This window comes from Streptomyces sp. NPDC048415 (genome assembly GCF_040651675.1).
Lineage (GTDB): Bacteria > Actinomycetota > Actinomycetes > Streptomycetales > Streptomycetaceae > Streptomyces.
In genome coordinates, this window is the sequence record NZ_JBEZKJ010000192.1 from 1 (window position 1) to 5,118 (window position 5,118).

Below are 5,118 nucleotides of genomic sequence, written 5' to 3' on the forward strand. Positions count from 1 at the left end.
GACGGCGACGGCGACGGCGACGGCGACGGCGACGGCGACGGCGACGGCGACGGCGACGGCGAGCATGCCGTCAACAACGGCCCCCAGCCGAAGGCAGACGCGTGCGAAACGCATGACCCGCACGCCCCCGAGATCCGAGTTCTCGGCCCGGTCCAGGTGGACGGCGTGGACCACACCGGCCACGGCCCCCGGATGGCACAGCTCGCAGCATTATTGTTCTTCCGGCCCGGGCGCAGCGCAGATGTCCTGTGCTCAGGCATGGACCCCATCAGCCCCTGGTCGACGAGCACCCTCAACGCACGAATCAAGGACCTGCGCAGCTCGCTGGGCAGCGATCCCGCCGGCAGCCTCTACGTGCCCCGCCGCAGATCCGGCGAGGACCCCTACCGGCTCTCCGACAGCGTGCGCTGCGACTGGAACCGCTTCCTGCAACTCGTCGAACACGCCCTGCCCCAAGGACCAGCCGGCCTGCCCGAACTGGAGAAGGCCCTCACCCTGGTGCGAGGCAAACCGTTCGGGGGCAAGCCCCTGCCCTGGGCCGAGCCCCACCAGCAGGAAATGATCACACGCATCACCGACGTGACACACACAGTCGCCACCTACCGCACCCCCGCAGGACCCCACCACGACCTCACCGCCGCCCGCCACGCCGTCGCCACCGGCCTCGACGTCGACGACACGGCGGAGCTGCTGTATCGGGACTGGCTCCGGATCGAGCATGCGGCCGGCAACCGGCAAGGACTGCACACCGCGATCACCAGGGTGCAGCAGGTCAACCGGACACTCGACTGCTCACCGGAGATCGAGACCACGCAACTCATCAACGAGCTCCTCAACAGCCCACGTCCGGCGGTGCGCAAGGCGCTCTAGGCCGTTTCGTTCGGATCACCAAGCCGACTACATGATGCTGCCGCGCCACCGGTTGCGGCGGGTCATGCACTGCTTGTCGCTTTGGGCTGCTGGTAGTTCTCGCGATCGGGCACGTGTGTGGCTCACCAAGGTGATCCGGATGACCGAAGCCGCCGGAAGGAGCGGGCGACGGCCGATGAGTTTCTCCATGATCCACAGTCATAGATCATGATTGGTGCACCGCAGCCACGAGCGTGGTCGAAGCGTGCACCGACCGAAACCCGCTGAGAACCAGATACGAGACACCGAGGAACCCCAGATGCGCACCCTGATCAGCTCCGCCTTCATCTCCCTCGACGGCGTCGTGGAGGCCCCGGGCGGCGAGCCCGGATACCGGAACTCGGGCTGGACCTTCAAGGACGTCGAGTTCCTCCCCGAGGCATTCGAGATCAAGGGCCAGGAGCAGAAGGAAGCCACCGCGATATTGATGGGCCGGACCAGCTACGAGGCCTTCAGCCCCGTGTGGCCCGACATGGAGGACTTCGCCGACTACAAGGCGATGCCGAAGTACGTCGTCTCCACCACCCTCGCCGAGGACGACCTGGTCTCGAACTGGGGCGAGACGGCGATCCTGCGTTCGCTCGACGAGGTCGCCGCGCTGAAGGAGACCGAGGGCGGCCCGATCATCGTCCACGGCAGCGCCACCCTGAACCAGGCCCTTTCGGACGCCGGCCTGATCGACCGTTACCACCTGCTCGTCTTCCCGCTCCTCCTCGGCGCGGGCAAGCGGCTCTTCAGCGCCACCGACAAGGACACCCAGAAGCTGAAGCTCGTCGAGCACGAGGTCTACCCCAACGGCCTGCAGAAGAACGTCTTCGACGTCGTCCGCTGACAAAGCTCCCGCACTCACCCTGCCGTCGCGTCCCCGGACATGGCACTCTCGGAACTACCTGTTCGGCGGGCGTTGGCTCACCGCGCGGACCAGAGGAAGATGCCTGCGATGTGAAGCTGTCCGGCGGTGAGAACGAAGGTCAGGGGGCGGCAGTCGCCGTCGGCTGCGAGATGAACTTTCGTGGTCAGCCCGCCCCGAGACCGGCTGATGGCGTGGTCGTCCGGCTCGCCGGCGTGCTGGTGAGCGCGCACGATCGTGGAGTCCCACCGAGACAGCCCAGATCAGATCCCCGTCAGCGTCGGCCTGGGCCATCAGCGCGGCGAACACGCGCTCCCAGGTGCCGTCCACGGCCCACATCCGCAGCCGGTTGCAGACGCCCCTCCAGTTGCCGTACTTGTCAGGCAGGTACACCCACTGCGCCCCGGTCTGAAACTTCCAGGCGATCGCATCGATTACTTCCCGGTGATCCCGCCACCGGCCACCCCGCTTCGGCGTCCGGTCCGGTAGTAACGGCTCGATCCGCGCCCACTGCGCGTCAGTCAACGGCACATCTGGGCCAACGATCAGATGATCCGAACGAAACGGCCTAGCTGACCGGTGCGCAGCTGCGCAGCACGACGCTACCGGCTGGAGGCGACGTCTCGGGCTGCGGAGGCGAGCAGTTCACTGATGGCCGCCTCGTTCGAGGCGGGAGGCCGCGTACGCCACTGCTGCAGCGTTCCCCGAACGGTCTGCGCAACTGCCTGGACGTGCTGCACCAGGTCGTCGTCCAACGCTGTCAGATCCCCGGTATCGGTGCGGCCCGTGATGACGATGGGCCCGGCAAGCGGGGTACAGGGCCATGCCACGCCAGGCACTCGCCACGGCCCACGCGGCCAGATTTTGCGGGAGCCCTATCCCCCGGCCGTTGCCGTGCATGTGCACAACGGCCCGCCGGTGGTACACCCCCTGGTCAACGGAGTCGGGGGATCCCACGTGCTCCCGGATCGCGCAATACGCGCCGGACTCGGGCAGGTTGACGTCCGTGACCGTGGCGGCCGGGTCGATGCGCAGTGCTCGCACGGGTACTCCTCATCGGTTCAAGGGCGGGGCTGCCCGGTGCCCAGGGGCGCGGTGCGCAGGGGTGCGGTGCGCAGGGGTGCGGTGCGCAGGGGCGCGCAGTGATCAAGCTGGCTGCGCAATACACCGCCGCCCAGGGGTTTCTGCTGACTGCGCATCCTGTTGGGCCTGATGGGATGCTGGATGCGCAACCGGTGCGCGGTCGCGGCTCTACTGCTGCGCGTCGGCGTGATGGCGGATGAGGGCCTGCCAGCGCCGCTCGAAGTCGGCGTCATTCTCGGTGATGTAGTCGGTGGTGACGGGCTTGTTGTACTGGGCGGTGATCCCGCGGACTGCGCACTCCTGCGCAACGGCGTCCGCCGCAGGCCTTTCGTTGCGGATCCGGTATTCGGCCCAGACGTTGTAGACGCGGGACGGCAGGAAGTAGCGGCGCAGGTTGGCAGGACTGACCGGCTTCCCACCTCGGCCGTGCATACCCTGCGCCGCAAGACAGGCAGACAGCTGCTCGGCCGTCGGCTCATCGCCGTACTCGGTCTGATATCCCCTCCACGCCACGTAGTAGCGGTCGACGGTCGTCAGGGCAACGCGCTCCCCCGCTGAGCCGTCCGGCCCTGGCGGCGGGTCATCGATGGCGGCGTTCACCCGGCGGATGCGCCTCTCCTTGGCGGCCTGCGCACCCGCGCCAGCGGACGCCGCCCCGGCGTCCTCCTCCTGCGCCAGGGCCGCGTCAGCGGCCCGCTCACCGGGACCGGCGAAAGCCTCCTCAGCGGGCGGTCCGGTGCTGGCGAACTCACGCTCCCGGAAGGCTGCGATCAAGTCCGCCACGTCCTCGCTACTGACGGGCCGGCCGCCGGCGCCCGTGATGCCGTCCCGCTCGTAGACGTACGCCGCGAGGGCAGCCGCGCCGGGATACGTCCCGCGCTCCTGCTCATAGATGCGCCAGGCGCTGGAGAAGTAGTCGTCCCACTGGTCGGCCGGTTCCGCCGCGTCGGAGTCTGCGGGCCCCTGGCGGTGGAGCGCATAGCGCGCCTGGAGGACCTGGAGCAGGGGCTGCGCCTGGTCCTCGGAGAGCGGGCCGCCGGATCCCGTGGAGATGCCGTAGGTGTCGCGAAGCCAGAGAGCCCACTGCGCCGGGGTCGGCTCGATCTGGAACTCGGCGATGAACGCCCGGTAGGCCTCGGCGAACCGCTCAGCGGTCTCCTCGGCCGATTCCTGCCGATCTTGTAGCTGCTCTGGCATGGCAGTGGAGACCGGGGCCTGGACCGGTTGCGGCTCCGCACTGTCCAGCTCAGCCGCTGTCGGCTCGTGCTCTGCCATGGCCTCGAGCCCGGACCCTTCGGGCTGGGCGGGGGCGGAGACCCGCTCGCGAGTGAACAGGATCGGCGCCTCGATGCCGGCGGCGGCAAGACCCGCGGGCGCGGTCTTGGCGAGCGGGACGCCATACCGCGCCAGCCGCAGAGGCATCACCGCCTCGACGGGCGCCCTGCGCCGCCATGCACGACCGAAGCGGGAACGCAGGCTCGCCCGGTAGACCAGGCGCTCCTGCTCGAGCTTGATGACCTGCTCATAGGAACGCAGCTCCCACAGCTTCATGCGCCGCCACAAGAGGAAGGTCGGGACCGGGGAGAGCATCCAGCGCGTCAGGCGGACGCCCTCCATGTGCCTGTCGGCCGTGATGTCCGCGATCCGGCCGATCGCATGCCGGGCGGCCTCGACGGAGACGACGAAAAGCACGGGGATGACGGCGTGCATCCCGACGCCGAGCGGGTCCGGCCAGGCCGCCGCACCGTTGAACGCGATCGTCGCCGCCGTCAGCAGCCACGCCGTCTGACGCAGCAGCGGGAACGGGATCCTGACCCAGGTCAGCAGCAGGTCCAGGGCGAGCAGCACACAGATACCCGCGTCGATACCGACCGGGAAGACGTACGCGAAGTCCCCAAACCCCTTCTTGAGAGCAAGCTCACGGACCGCCGCGTACGAACCCGCAAAACCGATACCCGCGACGGACAGCACACCAGCCACGACCAGCCCAACCAACAACCGCTGCACCCGCGTCAACCGACGACGCTCCCCCACACTCCCCCGCCCCCCCCACACACCCCCACACCAGGCCAGTACCCAGCCCCACAACACGCAACACGACACCCTCCCCCACAACAACACCCCTAAACCCGTACCGCCCGGCGATGCACACTGCTCACACAAACCAACCCCTGCACCAACCAATGCCGCGTAGTTAGCGTGTGACACGATCCGTCAAATTGGGGGAGATCCAGCTTTGTTCGAGCATGTACGTGCCTCTGCCGACCTTGCGGATC

The 5,118-nt window shown here is 68.3% G+C and carries 5 protein-coding genes; 2 read left to right on the plus strand and 3 right to left on the minus strand.

Features of this window, described 5'->3' with window-relative positions; genetic code table 11:
• Together AB0D27_RS44985 and AB0D27_RS44990 are read left to right on the plus strand one after the other, a co-directional pair.
• On the plus strand, positions 1–870 hold an 870-nt coding region (locus AB0D27_RS44985; RefSeq protein WP_362521352.1), incomplete at its 5' end, for a bacterial transcriptional activator domain-containing protein.
• Between the two features lie 298 nt (positions 871–1,168).
• Positions 1,169–1,741, plus strand: coding sequence for a dihydrofolate reductase family protein (locus AB0D27_RS44990; RefSeq protein WP_362521354.1), 573 nt, complete (start codon positions 1,169–1,171; stop codon positions 1,739–1,741).
• Between the two features lie 54 nt (positions 1,742–1,795).
• Here AB0D27_RS44990 and AB0D27_RS44995 read toward each other — a convergent pair whose 3' ends face one another.
• The 3 genes from AB0D27_RS44995 to AB0D27_RS45005 form a co-directional block, all read right to left on the minus strand.
• Entirely contained in the window at positions 1,796–2,290 is a 495-nt protein-coding gene (locus AB0D27_RS44995; RefSeq protein WP_362521356.1) for a transposase, read from the minus strand.
• A gap of 71 nt (positions 2,291–2,361) precedes the next feature.
• Positions 2,362–2,589: a hypothetical protein gene (locus AB0D27_RS45000; RefSeq protein ID WP_362521359.1), complete on the minus strand. Its 228-nt coding sequence runs from the start codon at positions 2,587–2,589 to the stop codon at positions 2,362–2,364.
• Between the two features lie 421 nt (positions 2,590–3,010).
• Complete coding sequence (locus tag AB0D27_RS45005) at positions 3,011–4,828, minus strand: DUF2637 domain-containing protein (protein ID WP_362521361.1); 1,818 nt, start codon at positions 4,826–4,828, stop codon at positions 3,011–3,013.
• Positions 4,829–5,118: the final 290 nt, after the last annotated feature.

Excerpts from the sequence above, each read along its gene's own strand:
- AB0D27_RS44990 (WP_362521354.1), top strand. The coding sequence starts at position 1,169 with ATGCGCACCCTGATCAGCTCCGCCTTCATCTCCCTCGACGGCGTCGTG.